Genomic DNA, 14,689 nt, shown 5'->3' with positions numbered 1-14,689 from the left:
CCTCACCCCTGTGGGAGCGTTTAGTCCGACAGCTCCGGGCGATTGCGAAACTGCTCCAGCGCTTCAGGATTGGCCAGCGCATCAGTGTTCTTCACCGGTTCGCCATGCACCACATTGCGCACCGCAAGTTCGACCACTTTGCCACTGATGGTGCGCGGAATATCGCTCACAGCAACGATCTTCGCCGGCACATGGCGCGGTGTGGTGTTGGCGCGGATCACCTGGCGGATCTGCTGTTGCAGGGCGTCATCCAGCGTCACGCCCTCCTGCACACGCACAAACAGCACCACGCGCACATCGTCCTGCCATTGCTGCCCGATCGCCACGCAGTCGAGCACCTGCGGGACTTTCTCGACCTGACGATAGATTTCCGCCGTACCAATGCGCACGCCGCCGGGGTTGAGCACGGCGTCGGAGCGGCCGTGGATCAGCATCCCGCCGTGGGGCAATTGTTCGGCGTAATCGCCCTGGGCCCAGACGCCGGGGAACAGGCTGAAATAGGATTTGCGCAGCTTTTCGCCGTCAGGGTCGTGCCACAGGCCGACGGGCATGGCCGGGAAGTGCCGGGTGCAGACCAGCTCACCTTTTTCTCCAATCACGGCAACGCCGGCGTCGTTCCACACTTCAACCGCCATGCCCAGGCTCTTGCCCATGATTTCGCCGCGGCGCACCGCCGACAGCGGGTTGCCGTTGACGAAGCACGAGACCACATCGGTGCCGCCGGACATCGACGCCAGGCACACATCGCGCTTGAAGTCGCGGTAGACGAAATCGTAGCTTTGCGGCGACAGCGCGGAGCCGGTGCAGAGCAGCGTTTTGAGACTGCTCAGATCATGGCTGTGTGCAGGCTTGATGCCGCTGCTTTCCAGTGTCGCGAGAAACTTGGGGCTGGTGCCGAACACGCTGATGCGCTCATCGTCGATCAGATCCAGCAGTCGCTCATGGCCGGGGTGAAACGGCGAGCCGTCATACAACACCACCGCGCTGCCGACCGCGAGGGCCGAGACCAGCCAGTTCCACATCATCCAGCCGCAGGTGGTGTAGTAGAACAAGCGGTCACCGGGGCCGAGATCGACGTGCAGGCCATGCTCCTTGGCATGCTGCAACAGCACGCCGCCGGTGCTGTGCACGATGCATTTGGGGACGCCGGTGGTGCCGCTGGAATACAGCACGTACAACGGATGATTGAACGGCACCGGGACAAACCGCGGTTCGCCGCCGGGTTGATAGAAATCGTCCCACAACGTCACGTTGGCATGGGTGTGGAAATCCTCGGCACGGGCCTGCGCGCGAGCGTAGGGCACGATGATCAACTGCTGCAGCGATGGCAGTTGCGCGAGGATTTCGTTGACCTTGGTGGTTTGATCAATGTCTTTGCCGGCGTAACGGTAGCCGGCGCAAGTGATCAACACTTTGGGTTCGATCTGGCCGAAGCGGTCGATCACGCCGTGGGTGCCGAAGTCCGGTGACGAGCACGACCAGATCGCCCCGAGGCTGGTGGTCGCGAGCATCGCCACCAGGGTCTGCCAGGTGTTGGGCATGCACGCGGCCACGCGGTCGCCGAGGCCGACACCGGCGGCTTGCAGGCTGGCCTGAAAACCGGCGACGTGCTCGGCCAGTTCGGCCCAGGTCAGTTGTTCGCGCTGACCGTTTTCCGCCACGGCGATCACCGCAACTGCATCGTCACGACGGCGCAACAGGTGTTCGGCAAAGTTCAGGGTCGCGCCGGGAAACCATTCGGCACTGGGCATTTGCGCGCCTTCACGCAGGACGGCGTCGGGTTGGGTGTGAAAGCGGATATCGAAGAAGTCGACGATCGCCTGCCAGAACGCTTCGCGCTGATCCACGCTCCAGCGGTGCAGGTCGGTGTAGCTGCTCAGCGCCAGGCCATGACGCTGATTGATATCGCGGCGGAACTGATCCATGCGCGATTGGGCGATACGCTTGGCATCGGGTTGCCATAGGAGGTCGGACATTGGTTTGCCTCTTGTTTTATTGTTCAAGCACACAGGTCAGCGTGCAGCACTTAATTCTGTGGCGAGGGAGCTTGCTCCCGATCGGCTGCGCAGCAGTCGTAAATTCTCGGGGGCGGCTTCGCCACCCAGCGGGAGCAAGCTCCCTCGCCACAGGCGGCTTGCGTCGTTTACTGCGCCAACCACCCCCCATCAATATTCCACGCCGCCCCCCGCACCTGGCTGCCAGCCTCGCTGCACAGAAACAACACCAGTTCCCCCAGATGCTGCGGTGTGACGAACTCCAGCGACGGCTGCTTCTCCGCCAGTAAATCATGCTGCGCCTGCTGCGGATCAACGCCTTTGGCGGCGCGATCATCGATCTGTTTCTGCACCAGCGGCGTCAACACCCAGCCGGGGCAGATCGCGTTGCAGGTGACGTTGCTGGTGGCTGTCTCGAGGCCAACCACTTTGGTCAAACCGATTACCCCATGCTTGGCCGCCACATACGCAGCCTTACCGGTCGAACCCACCTGACCGTGTACCGAGGCAATGTTGACGATCCGCCCCCAACCCTTGGCGCGCATGCCCGGCAGACTCAGGCGGGTGCTGTGAAACACCGAGGACAGGTTGATCGCGATGATCGAATCCCAGCGCTCCACCGGAAACTCCTCCACGGCCGCCACATGCTGAATCCCGGCGTTGTTGACCAGAATGTCGACGCCGCCGAATTCGCGTTCGGCGTAAGCGATCATGTCGGCAATCTGCGCCGGATCGCTGACATCCGCCGGGTGGTGACCGACCTTGCCGCCGAACTGGCCGACCTCAGCGATCACGCTCGACGCATCACCGAAGCCGTTGAGAATCAGGTTGGCGCCGGCCTTGGCCAGGCTCAGGGCGATGCCCAGACCGATGCCGCTGGTGGAACCGGTAACCAGTGCGGTCTTGCCCGAAAGAGTCGTCATGAATACCTCACACAATGCCAGTGGCGTAGAAAGTACCGATCACTACGAAGACCGCCAGGGTCTTGATCAGCGTAATACAGAAAATGTCTTTATAGGCTTCGCGGTGGGTCAGGCCAGTGACTGCCAGCAAGGTGATCACCGCGCCGTTATGCGGCAGGGTGTCCATGCCGCCGCTGGCCATCGCGGCCACGCGGTGCAGCACTTCCAGCGGAATGTTCGCCGCGTGCGCCGCGCCGATGAACTGCTCGGACATCGCCGCCAGCGCAATGCTCATGCCACCCGACGCCGAACCGGTGATACCCGCCAACAGGGTCACGGTGATGGCTTCGTTGACCAGTGGATTGGGGATTTGCTTGAGCCAGTCGGCCAGCACCAGAAAGCCCGGCAACGAGGCGATTACCGCACCGAAACCGTATTCCGAGGCGGTGTTCATCGCCGCCAGCAATGCGCCGCTGACCGCACTTTTGCTGCCTTCGGCGAGTTTGCTGCGGATCGCCTTGAAGCCGAACACCAGTACCATCAGGATGCCTATCAGCAATGCCGCCTGCACCGCCCAGATTGCGGTGAGCTTGGCGATTTCCGTGGTTACCGGCGTGGCCATGCCGGGCAGCGCGAGGCTGTGGGTTTTGCCGTACCACTGCGGAATCCACTGGGTGAACAGCAGGTTCATGATGCCCACCGCCAGCAGCGGCGACAGGGCGATCCATGGGTTCGGCAGTTTCAGGTCTTCGGCGGTTTCCGGTTCGTTACGCAGTTCGGTGCCATAGCCTTCACCGGCGCGCTGGGCCTTGTTGCGTTGGCGCTGCAGGAACAGCATGCCGGCGCAGAACACGAAAATCGTGCCGATCACTCCCAGCCACGGCGCGGCCCATGCGGTGGTGTTGAAGAAGGTGCTGGGAATGATGTTCTGAATCTGCGGCGTACCGGGCAGGGCGTCCATGGTGAACGAGAACGCGCCAAGGGCGATGGTCGCCGGGATCAGGCGCTTGGGGATGTTGCTCTGGCGGAACATTTCCGCGGCAAACGGATACACCGCAAACACCACCACGAACAACGACACGCCGCCGTAAGTGAGCAAGGCGCAGACCAGCACGATCACCAGCATCGCCTGACGGGTGCCGAGCAAGCGGATCGCTGCGGCCACGATCGAACGGGAGAACCCCGACAACTCGATCAACTTGCCGAACACGGCGCCAAGCAGGAATACCGGGAAGTACAGTTTGATGAAGCCGACCATTTTCTCCATGAACACCCCGGTGAAGGCAGGGGCGACGGCGGAAGGATCGGTGAGCAGGACAGCGCCGAGGGCGGCAATCGGGGCGAAGAGGATGACGCTGTAGCCACGGTAGGCGGCGAGCATCAGCAGCGCAAGGGCTGCCAAGGCAATGATCACACTCATGGAGTGTCTCCAGGGATTGTTATTTTTGTGGGTGTTGCGGGTGCAGGAGAGGCGTTAGCGAGATCTGTGCCAGATATTCAACTTGTTGAAATATAAGGTTTTTATAGAGTTTTTCGATCAGCTATTCGAGGCGATGTCTCGATAGTGAGACTTTTTAGAGGCGAAAAGATCGCAGCCTTCGGCAGCTCCTGCATGGGATTTCCGTATCAACCCCGTAGGAGCTGCCGAAGGCTGCGATCTTTTGATCTTGAAGTGAATGTCTCGCTAGCGAGACTGCATCTCTTTATTGAGACTCTGCGATGCCCAAAGCCAACATCTTTTTGTACAACGTCGACCGCCCCAACCCCAGCCGAGCCGCCGCCTCCGGCACCTTGCCCGCACATTGCGCGAGCGCCGACTGGATCAGTTGCCGGTCAAACCGCTGCCGCGCCTGGGCAAAACTCTCTTCCGCCAACGGCTCCAGCGTCGGCACCGATGGGCGCTCCACCGGGGTAAAGGTGCCAATGGCCGCGCGGATATCCTCATCGGTGAGGACCAGGTCATCGCTGAGCAGCGCTGCGCGTTCCAGCACGTTGCGCAACTCGCGGATGTTGCCCGGCCACGCATGTTGTCCAAGCAACTCCAGCGCTGTACGGCTCAGCTCATGCTGGCTGCGCAACTCTTCAAGGATCGCTTCGCTGAGCGCCGGCAAGTCATCGAGACGTTCGCGCAGCGGCGGAACATGGATGGGCAGCACGTTGAGGCGGTAATACAGGTCGGCGCGGAACTCACCGCGCTTGATCGCCGCTTGCAGATCGGTCGACGTCGCTGCGATCACTCGCACATCGCTCTGGATCACGTCGTTGGAGCCAACCGGCTCGAACTCCTTTTCCTGCAGCACCCGCAGCAGTTTGCTCTGCAGCGGCAACGGCATGTCGCCGATCTCATCGAGAAACAGCGTACCGCCCTGAGCGATCTGCAATTTGCCGGTACGACCCTTGCGGTCGGCGCCGGTAAACGCACCGGGCGCAGTGCCGAAGAACTCGGCTTCCAGCAGCGCTTCGGGAATCGCCGCGCTGTTGATGCTGACGAACGCCTTGTGCGCCCGGGGCGAAGCGCTGTGAATCGCTTGAGCCAGCAACTCCTTGCCGGTGCCGGTCTCACCGAGCAGCAACACTGGGGATTCGGCGCTGGCACTGCGGCGGGCGCGGCGTTTGACGTCGAGGCTGGCGCTGCTGGTGCCGATGAAATGGGCGAAGTTGTATTTGGTCTGCCGGGCCCGTAGCAGCGAGCGGGTCGAGGCCAGCTCTTCCTGCATGCTCAGGTAGCGCTTGAGCATCGGCGACAGCGTGCGCAACTCATCGAACAGGGCAAAACCGATAGCGCCAATCACCGCGCCGACGTCGTCGTGGATCGGCAGGCGCATGACCACCAACGGCTCTTTTGGCGTGTCCTGCATGTCCAGCAGAATGGGGCGGCCGGTACGCACCACTTCACGCAGCAGGCTGCCGGGGATCACGCTTTCGCAAGGTTTGCCGATGGCTTTTTTTGCCGACTCCAGCCCAAAACGCCGGGCATAGCGCTCGTTCATCCAGACGATGTTGGCATCGCGATCGACAATCACCGTGCCCTCGCTGGACTGCTCGATGATCTCGAACAGCGAGCGGATCGCCAGCGTGCGCACGCGTTGGTAGTCCTTGAGGCTTTCGGTGGTGTTCATGGGTTGGCGGATCCAGAGTTTGGGTTGTCTGTTCGGGCCTCTTCGCTGGCAAGCCAGCTCCCACAGGTTTCTCTGGGGTACCCCATATTTGGGTACAACCCGAATCCCTTTGGGAGCGGGCTTGCTCGCAAAGGCCGCGACTCGGTATCAAGGCAAGCGCCGATTATGCCTACCCCGGATGCGCCGCCGCCAACAGCTCTTTGGTGTAAGGATGCTGCGGTGAGTCGAACACATCATGGCTGGCACCGCGCTCAACCACTTTGCCGTCCTTGATCACGATCATGTCATGCGCCAGCGCCCGCACCACCGCCAGGTCGTGGCTGATGAACAGGTAGGTCAGGCCGTGTTTTTCCTGAAGGTCGCGGAGCAGGGCGACCACTTGTTTCTGCACGGTACGATCGAGGGCCGAGGTCGGCTCGTCGAGCAGGATCAGCGCCGGTTTCAGCACCAGCGCCCGGGCGATGGCGATGCGCTGGCGCTGACCGCCGGAAAACTCGTGCGGGTAGCGGTGACGGCTTTCCGGGTCGAGGCCAACTTCCTTGAGCACGCGGATCACCTGAGCATCGCACTCTTCGGCGCTGGACTGACAATGCACCTCCAGCCCTTCGCTGATGATTTGCGCCACCGACATCCGTGGGCTGAGGCTGCCGAACGGGTCCTGAAACACCACCTGCATCTGCCGGCGCCACGGCCGTAATTGCTTCTGATCGAGGCCATCCAGGGCGGTGCCCTGAAAGCGAATGCTGCCCTCGGAATCGAGCAGCCGCAGAATCGCCTGGCCCAGGGTCGATTTACCCGAACCGGATTCGCCGACAATGCCCAGGGTCTTGCCGCGCTGGATATTCAGGCTGATGCCGTCCACTGCACGCAGGTATTGCTTACGCTGGAACAGCCCGCCACCGACGACGAACTCAACCCGCAGATCATCGACTTCCAGCACGTTCTCGCGCTCGTCCCGGGGCAGGGCTTCGCCTTCCGGTTCGGCGTTGAGCAACACACAGCTGTAAGGATGCTTTGGCTCGGTAAACAGGGTTTCGCACGGTGCCTGCTCGACGATTTCACCCGCCTTCATCACGCACACCCGTTGCGCGATGCTGCGCACCAGATTCAGGTCGTGGCTGATCAGCAGCAGCGACATGCCCAGACGTTGTTGCAAGGATTTGAGCAGCAGCAGGATCTTGCGCTGCACCGTCACATCCAGTGCCGTGGTTGGCTCGTCGGCAATCAGCAGTTCCGGCTCGCAGGCCAGGGCCATGGCGATCATCACTCGTTGCCGCTGACCACCGGACAGCTGATGCGGATAGGCTTTGAGGCGCTCTTCGGGCTTCTGAATGCCGACCAGTTCCAGCAGTTCCAAAATGCGTTGTTGCGCCGCTTTACCGCCCAGGCCGCGATGCACCAGCAGCGTTTCGCCGATCTGCTTTTCAATGGTGTGCAGCGGGTTGAGCGAGGTCATCGGTTCCTGGAAGATCATTGCGATGCGGTTGCCGCGTAGTTCCCGCAGCACCTTCGGATCGGCACCGAGCAGTTCCTGGCCGCGATAGCGAATGCTGCCTGTGGTTTGCGCATCACTTTCGGGGAGCAATTGCAGAATCGAATGTGCGGTCACCGACTTGCCCGAACCCGACTCCCCGACCAGCGCCAGACATTCACCTGGACGGATGTCCAGGCACAGGTTGCGCACCGCCGGCTGGCCATGGAAGGCGACATTGAGGTCACGGATTTCGATCAGGTTATCAGTCATGGTCACACTTCAGGATCGAGGGTCGAACGCGTCGCGTAACGCTTCGCCGATGAACACCAGTAAAGAAAGAATCAGCGCCAGGGTGAAAAACGCCGTCAGCCCGAGCCACGGCGCTTGCAGGTTCTGTTTGCCCTGGCCAATCAGCTCGCCCAGCGAGGCACTGCCGGCGGGCATGCCGAAACCGAGGAAGTCGAGGGCGGTAAGGGTGGAAATCGCTCCGGTCAGAATGAACGGCAGGTAACTCAGCGTCGCGTTCATCGCATTCGGCAGGATGTGCCGGAAAATCACCTTGCGGTCGCTCAGGCCCAAGGCGCGAGCGGCTTTGACGTATTCCAGATTACGCCCGCGCAGGAACTCGGCGCGCACCACATCCACCAGCGCCAGCCAGGAAAACAGCGCCATGATCCCCAGCAGCCACCAGAAATTCGGCTCGACGAAACCCGACAGGATGATCAGCAGATACAACACCGGTAACCCGGTCCAGACTTCCAGCAGGCGTTGCCCGAGCAAATCGACCCAGCCGCCGTAATAGCCTTGCAGGGCGCCGGCGGCAATCCCGATCAGTGCACTGATGGCGGTCAGCATCAAGGCAAACAGGATCGACACCCGGGCGCCGAAAATCACCCGCGCCAACACGTCGCGCGCCTGATCGTCAGTGCCCAACCAGTTGACCTTCGAGGGTGGGCTCGGTGCCGGTTGGTTGAGGTCGTAATTGGGCGTGTCGTCGCTGAACGGAATCGGCGGAAACAGCAGCCAGCCACCGTCCTTGCGGATCAGGTTCTGCACATAGTCGCTGCGGTAATCGGCCTGGAACGGCAGTTGCCCGCCAAACTCCTGTTCGGTGTAGCGCTTGAAGACCGGGAAGTAGAGCTGGTTCTGGTAGCTCACCACCAGTGGTTTGTCGTTGGCGATCAGTTCACCGCCCAGCGTCATCACGAACAGTCCGATAAACAGCCACAACGACCACCAGCCACGGCGGTTTTTCTTGAATCGCGCGAAACGGCGACGGCCCAGAGGCGAGAACTTGAACATCAGGCGTTCCTCGCGGCGAAGTCGATACGTGGGTCGACCAGGGTGTAGCACAAGTCGCCGATCAGTTTTATCAGGAGGCCGAACAGGGTGAAGATGAACAGCGAGCCGAACACCACCGGATAGTCGCGAGAAACCGCCGCTTCGTAACTCATGCGGCCGAGGCCGTCGAGGGAGAAGATCACTTCGATCAACAGTGAACCGGCAAAGAACACACTGATGAACGCCTGCGGAATCCCCGAGACCACCAGCAGCATCGCGTTGCGAAACACGTGACCGTAGAGCACGCGGCGCTCGCTCAGGCCTTTGGCGCGGGCGGTGACCACATACTGGCGGGTGATTTCATTGAGGAACGAATTCTTGGTGAGGATCGTCAGCGTGGCGAAACCGCCGATCACCAGCGCCGTCACCGGCAACACCAGGTGCCAGAAGTAATCGGCAATCTTGCCCAGGGTCGACAGCGATTCGAAGTTGTCCGAAACCAGCCCGCGCACCGGAAACCAGTTCAGCGAGGTGCCGCCGGCAAACACCACGATCAGAAACATCGCAAACAGAAACGCCGGCATCGCATAGCCGATGATGATCGCGGTGCTGCTCCAGATATCGAAGTGGCTGCCGTGATGCACGGCCTTGCGAATGCCCAGCGGGATCGACACCAGATAGGTGATCAGCGTCGCCCACAGGCCGAGGGAAATGGTCACCGGCATTTTTTCCAGAATCAGATCGGTGACGGTGGCGCCGCGGAAAAAGCTTTTGCCGAAGTCCAGCTGCGCGTAGTTCTTCAGCATCAGCCACAGGCGTTCATGCGCCGGCTTGTCGAAACCGTACTGTTTTTCGATGTCCTTGATCAGCTGCGGGTCGAGGCCACGGCTGGCACGCGAAGTGCTGCTCATGGTCTCGCTGGCACTGCCGCCGACACTCGCACCGCCGATCCCTTGCAGATGGGCGATGGCCTGTTCGACCGGGCCGCCGGGTGCCGCCTGGATGATCACGAAATTCACCAGCAGGATGATCACCAAGGTTGGAATGATCAGCAGCAGGCGCCGCAGAATGTAAGCCCACATCAGTGCGGTCCTCCGGGTCTGCCACGACCGATTTTTTCGGCGGTCATCTGCTGGTTGGTCAGCGGCGTGCTGCTGATTTCCCACCAGCTCTCGATGGCTTCGTCATTGCTCGCTTGTGTTGCCGGCATGCCGAACCGATTCCACCAGACGGTGGAGGTGCCCGGCGGGTAATAGTTGGGAATCCAGTAGTAGTTCCATTGCAACACCCGATCCAGCGCGTGGGCGTAGTGCAGCATGTCACTCTGGGTCGAGGCGCGGATCAGGCCGTTGATCAAGGTGTCGACCGCGGGATTCTTCAGCACCATGTAGTTATTGGCGCCGGGGTCGTTGGCCGAAATCGAGCCGAAGTAGTTGAGCAACTCGCCCCCCGGAGCTGTGCTGACCGGGTAGCCGGTGACGATCATGTCGTAGTCGCGGCTCATCAGGCGATTGACGTATTGCGAGGAGTCGATGCGGCGGATATTCAGGTCGATGCCGATCTGTTTCAGCGTGCGTTTGTAAGGCAGCAGCAGGCGATCCATGCCGTTCTGGCTGACCAGAAAAGTGAAACTCAGCGGTTCGCCCTCGGCGTTGACCAGTTGGTCGCCATCGGGTTTCCAGCCTGACTGTTCGAGCAACTCCAGAGCCTGCAACTGTTTATCGCGGATCAAGCCGCTACCATCGGTTTTTGGCGCTTCGAAAACCTGGGTGAAGACTTCGTCGGGAACCTGCCCGCGCAGCGGCTCAAGGATTTTCAGCTCCGCCGCATCTGGCAGCTCGCGGGCGGCCAGGGCGGTGTTGGAGAAATAGCTCTGCTGGCGGATGTACATGTTGCGCATCATCTGCCGGTTGCTCCACTCGAAATCCCAGAGCATCGCCAGTGCCTGGCGCACCCGACGATCCTGGAACATCGGTTTCTGCAGGTTGAACACGAAGCCCTGCGCCGATTGCGGGGCCTCGGTGGCCAGGTGGGCCTTCTGCAATCGGCCGTCACTCAGCGCCGGGCTGTCGTAACCGATCGAATAGCCGGTGGCGGAAAACTCGCGGTTGTAATCATAGGCGCCGCCGCGCAGCACCTGGCGTGCGACATCGGTGTCGCCGAAATACTCGATGCTGAAGTGATCGAAGTTGTACAGGCCGCGACTGACCGGCAGGTCCTTGCCCCACCAGTCGGGGTTGCGCTCGAATGTGATGCTGCGCCCGGAGTCGACCTTGCCGACTCGATACGGGCCGCTGCCCAGCGGCGGTTCATAGCCGCCGCCACTGGCGAAGTCGCGGGTTTTCCACCAATGCTCGGGAAACACCGGCAGGGTGGCGATGTCCAGCGGCAAAGTGCGGTTCTCGTTGCTCTTGAAGTCGAAACGCACGGTCAGCGGCGCTTCCACTTCGACACCTTTGACATCGGCGAACTGCGTGCGATAGCGCAGGCTGCCCTGGGTCATCAGCAAGTCATAGGTGTAGCGCACGTCTTCGGCTGTGATCGGCTTGCCGTCGGCGAAACGCGCCTGGGGGTTGATGAAGAAGCGCAGGGACAGGCCGTCCTCCGCGCGTTCCATTTTTTGTGCCACCAGGCCATAGACGGTGTAAGGCTCGTCCATCGAACGCTGGGCCAGCGGCGAATAGAGCATGCCGTCAATCTGGGTGACGCCGATGCCCTTATCGATATAAGGCAGGATGTGATCGAAATGCCCGATCTCTATCGCCGAGCGGCGCATGGTGCCGCCCTTGGGCGCCTGCGGGTTGGTGTAGTCGAAGTAGCTGAAACCGGCCGGGTATTTGGCCGGTTCGCCATAGACGGTCAACGCGTGTTGCGGAGTGGCGTCCACACCGGCGGCGCCCAACAACAGGGCCACGGCAGTGAACAGCAGAGAAGGGAAAGCCAGTCGCATTGTCAGCCTTAAAGCCGGGTGATCGATAAGCGCAATTTGTACGCGAGCGGCGCGTCAGTCGCCAGCCGTAACCTGTAACCAAAACACAACGGCCCACCAGAAGGCGGGCCGTTGGGGCAGCAATCAGGCGACGGATCAGTCCTGGCGGCTGGTGACTTCGAGCAAGTGATAACCGAACTGGGTCTTCACCGGGCCTTGCACGACGTTGATCGGCGCGCTGAACACCACGGTGTCGAATTCCTTGACCATCTGGCCAGGACCGAACGAACCCAGGTCGCCGCCCTGACGGCTGGACGGGCAGGTGGAGTTGGCCTTGGCGACTTCGGCGAAATCAGCACCGCCTTCGATCTGGGCCTTGAGTTCGTTGCACTTGTCTTCGCTGGAAACCAGGATGTGGCGGGCAGTGGCTTTAGCCATGGGGAAATTCTCCAATCTATTTCAGTAAAGTGTGGAGCCTACCGGAATCAGTAAGCGATTTCTCGGCAAAGTTCCGCTCGGTGCATTGGCGCACGTTTACAGGTGCGCAGCTCGCAAGCGTGCAGCGTGCTCGACATAGAGAGCGACGGGATCCAGGCCGGTTTTTTTCACTCCGTCGGGGCAGCGCAGACTGCCAAGGTGGCTGAAAGGATAGTCGGATCGGATGACCCGGCCCAGATGGGAACTGTAGCGTCCCACGAAGCCATCGTTTTGTTCGGCCTCTGCGACAAAATGCTCTGATAATCCCCGACAGACGGTATGCGCCGGATCAAGTGCCTGCAATAAGTTGTCCTGCAGCGTGCCGCTCCAGGAATAATAGTGAACGTCATTGACCCGCTCCGCCCCCTGGCCGCCCCAACTGGAAGGCAGACCTTGCGGATATTTTCTGTTGAATTGCCCAACACCTGCGGTCGTCAGGGCATTGAGTGCGGCGACAGCGTTCTGCGGCAGGCCCGGTTGCCCGCTGAGCAGCGAGAGGAAGCGGGCAAACTGTGTTGCAGCGTGCTCTGCCACCTGCTCTGGCAGGCCACCCGGTATCAGGGCCAGGCGTAAGGCGTCAGCCAGTTCCGAACCGTGATTGGGGCCACTTACCGACGTGACCGAGGCGACTTTCTCCGGCGCCAGCGCAGCGGCGTAACGGCACGCCAGCGCGCCCTGGCTATGCCCGATCAGGTTGACCTTGCCGGCTCCGGTTCCTCGCAGAACGCTTTCGATCTGGAACATCAATTGCTGGCCGCGTACTTCGTTGTCATGGGTCGCAGACAGCTGCGGCACAAACACTTGGCCGCCTGCTTCCCTCAACGCTTGCTTGACATCATAAAAAAGCTCGAAATAGCCGATACGGTCGAACCCGAACAGGCCATGGACCAAAAGGATGGGGTAGCGGGTTGTCGCATTCCGTTGCATGTTCCTGCCTCTTTCCGCAGATGCTTGTCAGTGGTTGGTGCGTGTCACTTTAAAACAGGCCTGCGGGTCGGCGATGTCTGAAAGCTCCTCGGTCTAGAAAGGAAACTGGACTAAAATCGGTACGAATATTCGCTTCTGCTTGAGGGGGTAGTCGGAACATCTGGCAATCTTTTGAGCGGTATCGCTCGATTCTGCTTCGTATGCCTACGTCGTGCGGTGCATTTACCCCGCTGATGGGAGGCATTGTGCTGACTTCTGGCGAATGCTGGATGGTGTTCAATGGAGTTCGTTCGACGTTGCCTTCATGGCGGCGTTTTATCCAAGGAATGGAGCTACGAATGTCTATATACCAAGTCAATGGCGACGCCTCTGTGGCGACCGCGTCAAATACATCTCCCGTAGCGGATGACTCCGGTGGACGCGGTCTTCTGAGTTTGAAGGTGGACGGCGAGAACTTCGAGTTCTGCTATCGACCTGCGTCTGCACCGGAACCCGCTCCAGTCTCGTGGCTGCCTGCGCCGAAGCTCGAGGTTATGGAGGGTGGAATGCTTGATCCCTCACTGAGCCACGCATTCGTCAGGGTTGCGCCTTACCCGAACATGGTGTGCGGCGATAAACTTGTGCTGCACTGGCAAGGGCTGGATGACGAAGGTTTGTCCTACATCCACGAAATCACTCGCACGGTCAGTGAAGGCCAGGTGGGGCAGGAACTTGTCTTTGTCGTGAAGGGATTGCACATAGCAGCGCTGGAGCGTGGCTCACTGGAGGTTTTCTGGACGCTGTACAGCGTCGCGCTGCCGGAGCCGCTGTCATCCAGGCGCTTGCAGCTGGATGTGGGCGATCCGGAACCCGATCTGCTGGCGCCAATCCTTGAAGAGACGGTGGGTGGGACGCTTGATCCGGACCGTGTTCCGCAAGGGACTGGCGTGACCGTGCGACCTTACGCCAGGATGGCTGTCGGGGACCGGGTCATCCTGTCCTGGCAAGGTGATGAAGGACTGCCGGTCATCAATGATGTATTGCTCGTGGAACAGTTTGCTTTGGGCGAAGCGCTGTCTTTCTGGATACCCGCGCATTGCATCGCCCCACATCGCATGCACGAGGTGAGCGTCAGCTACCGGGTGGAGTCAGGCTCGGCTCAGGTAAGGCAGTCTGCAAACCTGCGCGTTCTGATCGCACCATTGATGCGAGGTGATCTCGCAGCTCCGCAGGTACTGGAGGCGCAAGACGGCGAGCTGGAGGTAGTGGATGCCGAGGATGGCATTACCGTAGTGATCGACAATGCCCAGGCTGAGGAGGGGGAGCTGGTTTACTTGAAATGTGATGGTGAGTATTTCAGTCATCGCGATGATCGGGATATCACCCGGGAAACCGCAGGCCAGCCCGTGATATTCATCGTGCCTTACCGTTTCTGGCGAGAGCATCGGGAAACTGTGGTGCAGGTGTCGTATTCGGTGGAACGGTTGGACGATGTCAGCCAGGCCTCCGAGGTAACCCGTATCCGTGTGCGGGCATAACCTGTGGGGAACGCTGAACGATGATTCAGCCTTTGCGGGATTTTGACAATCCCGCAAAGGCTGTTCCGA

Annotated in this window: 11 protein-coding genes; 1 reads left to right on the top strand and 10 read right to left on the bottom strand. The window is 60.7% G+C overall.

The window, feature by feature from the left end; all coding sequences use genetic code 11:
* Positions 1–20: 20 nt before the first annotated feature.
* The 10 genes from ACM6HV_RS16075 to ACM6HV_RS16030 all read right to left on the bottom strand — a co-directional run bounded on the left by ACM6HV_RS16075 (position 21) and on the right by ACM6HV_RS16030 (position 13,103).
* A complete protein-coding gene (locus ACM6HV_RS16075; protein WP_414904713.1) occupies positions 21–1,976 on the bottom strand; it encodes an acetoacetate--CoA ligase in 1,956 nt (651 codons plus the stop codon).
* A 167-nt stretch (positions 1,977–2,143) separates the two neighbouring features.
* Positions 2,144–2,917 carry a 3-hydroxybutyrate dehydrogenase gene (gene hbdH / locus ACM6HV_RS16070; RefSeq protein WP_047294787.1) on the bottom strand — a complete coding sequence of 258 codons (774 nt, stop codon included), beginning with the start codon at positions 2,915–2,917 and terminating at the stop codon, positions 2,144–2,146.
* Positions 2,918–2,924: 7 nt separating this feature from the next.
* A complete protein-coding gene (locus ACM6HV_RS16065; protein ID WP_414904712.1) occupies positions 2,925–4,316 on the bottom strand; it encodes a GntP family permease in 1,392 nt (463 codons plus the stop codon).
* A 283-nt stretch (positions 4,317–4,599) separates the two neighbouring features.
* Positions 4,600–6,015, bottom strand: a complete 1,416-nt coding sequence (locus tag ACM6HV_RS16060) for a sigma-54 interaction domain-containing protein (protein WP_414904711.1) — start codon at positions 6,013–6,015, stop codon at positions 4,600–4,602.
* A gap of 169 nt (positions 6,016–6,184) precedes the next feature.
* Complete coding sequence (locus ACM6HV_RS16055) at positions 6,185–7,759, bottom strand: ABC transporter ATP-binding protein (RefSeq protein WP_414904710.1); 1,575 nt, start codon at positions 7,757–7,759, stop codon at positions 6,185–6,187.
* A 9-nt stretch (positions 7,760–7,768) separates the two neighbouring features.
* The gene (locus ACM6HV_RS16050; RefSeq protein ID WP_414904709.1) at positions 7,769–8,791 is read right to left on the bottom strand and encodes an ABC transporter permease; all 1,023 of its coding nucleotides are present in this window, start codon (positions 8,789–8,791) and stop codon (positions 7,769–7,771) included.
* A complete protein-coding gene (locus ACM6HV_RS16045) occupies positions 8,791–9,852 on the bottom strand; it encodes a microcin C ABC transporter permease YejB (RefSeq protein WP_131671746.1) in 1,062 nt (353 codons plus the stop codon). Before ACM6HV_RS16045 ends, ACM6HV_RS16050 begins: the two co-directional genes overlap by 1 nt.
* Entirely contained in the window at positions 9,852–11,720 is a 1,869-nt protein-coding gene (locus ACM6HV_RS16040) for an extracellular solute-binding protein (RefSeq protein WP_414904708.1), read from the bottom strand. The genes ACM6HV_RS16045 and ACM6HV_RS16040 overlap by 1 nt, the downstream gene beginning before the upstream one ends.
* 135 nt (positions 11,721–11,855) lie before the next feature.
* A complete protein-coding gene (locus ACM6HV_RS16035) occupies positions 11,856–12,137 on the bottom strand; it encodes a peptidylprolyl isomerase (protein WP_007912303.1) in 282 nt (93 codons plus the stop codon).
* Between the two features lie 96 nt (positions 12,138–12,233).
* The gene (locus ACM6HV_RS16030) at positions 12,234–13,103 is read right to left on the bottom strand and encodes an esterase/lipase family protein (protein ID WP_414904707.1); all 870 of its coding nucleotides are present in this window, start codon (positions 13,101–13,103) and stop codon (positions 12,234–12,236) included.
* Between the two features lie 338 nt (positions 13,104–13,441).
* Here ACM6HV_RS16030 and ACM6HV_RS16025 point away from each other — a divergent pair, with 338 nt between their 5' ends.
* Positions 13,442–14,620: a hypothetical protein gene (locus ACM6HV_RS16025; RefSeq protein WP_414904706.1), complete on the top strand. Its 1,179-nt coding sequence runs from the start codon at positions 13,442–13,444 to the stop codon at positions 14,618–14,620.
* The last annotated feature ends 69 nt before the right edge of the window (positions 14,621–14,689 follow it).

The organism is Pseudomonas sp. IT-P260, assembly GCF_949768395.1.
GTDB classification, from domain to species: Bacteria; Pseudomonadota; Gammaproteobacteria; order Pseudomonadales; family Pseudomonadaceae; genus Aquipseudomonas; species Aquipseudomonas parakoreensis.
Note: the sequence above shows the minus strand (reverse complement) of the source record. Positions and strands in the feature narration are given on the sequence as shown.